The following is a 2,831-nucleotide window of genomic DNA, read 5'->3' on the forward strand; positions in this document are numbered from 1 at the left end:
CTGTATTAGTACACCAAAGCTGATCGAAAGTGGTCAAGGGCAGATCCTAGCAACATCTATTTCTGTACCGATGATCATTGAAGATGTTGTTATTGGCTTCTTAGGTATCGATTTGCGCCTTGATGGTTTGGCTGGAATTGTTAAAACAACCGATCAAAACTTATTCAATGGCAGCGGTTCTGTCTACGTTGTTAGCCTCGATGGCTCCGTTATCGCTACTGACAGCTCTTCTATCCAAATTGGCAGTGCTTTCAATAGCCAACAGGTATCCAATGATGTGATGACAGACTTTTTGTTTGGTGAGGAAGTGATAACTCAGTGGAGTGATAATCAACAGTGGTTAATTTCCTTCGCTCCTGTTACGGCTGCGAACCAGACTTGGGGCGTTCTGTTTGAAATGCCACGCTCAAGTGTGATTGCTGATGCAGAAACGCTTGATGGTGTTATTAGCGAGCAAGTTGAGAAAGGGGTAAAAACAGAAATTATAGCCGGTACGATTTTTGTGTTACTTGGCTTAGCGATTATTTTTATTGCGTCTCTTTCCATTGTGAAGCCAATTCGTGAGGTTGTGTCACGACTGGATGATATAGCGTCGGGAGAAGGCGACTTAACTCAACGTCTTGAAGTGAAATCACAAGATGAAATCGGACAGTTAGCACAAGGCTTCAACTTATTTTTAGATAAGCTACAGAATACGATCAAACAAGTGGTAGCGACCACCGAACAAGTGGCCAACACCACAAGTAAAGTAAAACAAACCGCTTCAGATACCCGTGAGAGTAGTGAGTCTCAGTTTAAAGAAGTAGATTTGGTCGCGACTGCATCTGAAGAAATGACACAAACAGCCAGCCTCGTTGTTCAAAATGCAGAAGTTGCGGTTCAAGCTGCTAACAAAGCGAATACTTCAGCTAAACAAGGGCAGCAAGTCATTGAGTTGTCTGCGGAAGAAATGGTTAAGCTGGTTGACAGAATGACCAGCGCTGTACCAATTGTGGAAGAGCTCGCGAAAAATAACGGTAACATTACTGAAATCCTGACTGTTATCGAAGGAATCTCTGAGCAAACTAACTTGTTGGCTCTAAATGCAGCTATTGAAGCGGCAAGGGCAGGAGAGCAAGGTCGTGGTTTTGCTGTCGTTGCAGATGAAGTTCGTAACTTAGCAAGTAGAACTCAGTCTTCTGTGGGTGAGATTAGAGAAGTGATTGGTAAAGTTCACACTGGAACACAGGACGTTGTTGAAGCGATTCAAGAAGGCAATATATTGGCGAATGATACTGCCGAGCATGTTCAAAATGCTGTGAAAGATTTGAGCGCGATATTCGAATCAATCACCGCGATAGGGGATATGAATAGCCAGATCGTCCGTGCTGCTGAGGAGCAGCAATCGGTGTCGGGCGAAGTTAACCAAAGTGTTGCTAACATTCGTGATTTAAGTGCTCAAATTCTAGAGCATGCAGGTTCTTCTGAAGGTGTGGGTAACGAAATTGACCAACTTTCTAAACAGCAACAAAGTTTAGTGAACCAGTTTAAAGTGTAAGTAACGACTAACAAGAAGTTGCTTAGATAAGAGAAAGGCAAGTACCGCGTTAAGCTGTACTTGCCTTTTTAGTCCATTCGTTAGAAATGGAATCTACTCTTCGACGAACCAGTAACCTTTATTTATTAGATCGGTCATCAACGCGATAGCTGCAGGGCTAAGTTGCGTGTCTTCGATRACGTTCGAATCACAAAGTTCTTTTAGGAATGGAGAATCAACGTCTGCGACTTTAATTACTTCACCATTGATGTAAGCAACATTGCTGTCAGTCTCGTGGTAAAGAGCTTTTAAGCCAGATACTCGATGTATGCTACCTTGCACTTCTAAATGTTGTGAAACTTCCTCAGCATTCCATAGAGGTTCTGGTGCAACGATATCTAACTGATGACGTGATTGGCTTAATAGGCAGCCCATGAAGTCATTCACTGTGCCGTTTTCTTCAAACGAAGCTTTCAGCATGTTTGTTAAGTTTTCAAGATCAGAAGTGCGGATTTGACCGTTGTTTTCTTGCACTGAAAACTCTGGATCGTGAAGGTGTACGTCACCCATATCATGAGCTAAAACGAAATCAGCGAAATTGCTCACCAATTCCTGTTCTTTTGGRGAACGGTATCCAATTGAATAGCTCATTGAAGCTTCAAGTGTTGTCCCTTCATGAGGAAAACCTGGTGGAATATAAAGGATATCACCTGGCTCTAGAGTTTCATCGATAATAGAATCGAAACCTTCAATTTGACGTAGAGCCGAAGCGCGACAAGTTTCTTTGTATTGCCCTTCGTCTTTTGCTCCCACTCTCCAGTGGCGTTTACCGTTGCCCTGAATGATGAATACATCGTATTGATCAATGTGAGGCCCAACACCACCACCAATTGCAGAGTAGCAAATCATCAAGTCATCAAATAACCAGTTTGGCATAGATGTAAAAGCATCGGTTAACTGAGCACAACCAGTGTGCCAGTGGTTAGCCGCTTGAACGATCAATTGCCAGTGGGAATCTGCGAGTGTTGAAAACTTGTCTTCGCCGAATGGACCATGCTCAGCAGTCCACTGGTCATTTAGGTTAGAAACAAAGCGTGAATCAACCTCTTCTTCCATAGACAAGCCTGCAATTTCTTCAGGAGAAATTGGGTCGACGAAGTTTTGGAAGCCACCTTTGATGATAGTGGGTTTCTTATGCCAGTAATTGTTAAGAAAGTCAGGCATAGAGAAGCTAAGTTGGTACATAAGAGTCCTGTAAATTGGGTGCTAGGTGCTAGGTGCTAGGTGCTAGTTTGGATTGAAGATCTTGCTGAAC

General features: G+C 43.1%; 2 protein-coding genes. One reads left to right on the top strand and one right to left on the bottom strand.

Annotated features, from left to right (window positions below; all coding sequences use genetic code 11):
* On the top strand, positions 1-1,537 hold a 1,537-nt coding region (locus tag L4C33_RS21240), incomplete at its 5' end, for a methyl-accepting chemotaxis protein (RefSeq protein ID WP_428814380.1).
* A 93-nt stretch (positions 1,538-1,630) separates the two neighbouring features.
* Here the strand turns inward: L4C33_RS21240 and L4C33_RS21245 are convergent.
* On the bottom strand, positions 1,631-2,761 hold the full coding sequence (locus L4C33_RS21245) for a ribosomal protein uL16 3-hydroxylase (protein WP_428814381.1): 1,131 nt from the start codon (positions 2,759-2,761) through the stop codon (positions 1,631-1,633).
* Positions 2,762-2,831 lie beyond the last annotated feature (70 nt).

The organism is Vibrio makurazakiensis (assembly GCF_050337375.1).
Taxonomy (GTDB): Bacteria; Pseudomonadota; Gammaproteobacteria; order Enterobacterales; family Vibrionaceae; genus Vibrio; species Vibrio makurazakiensis.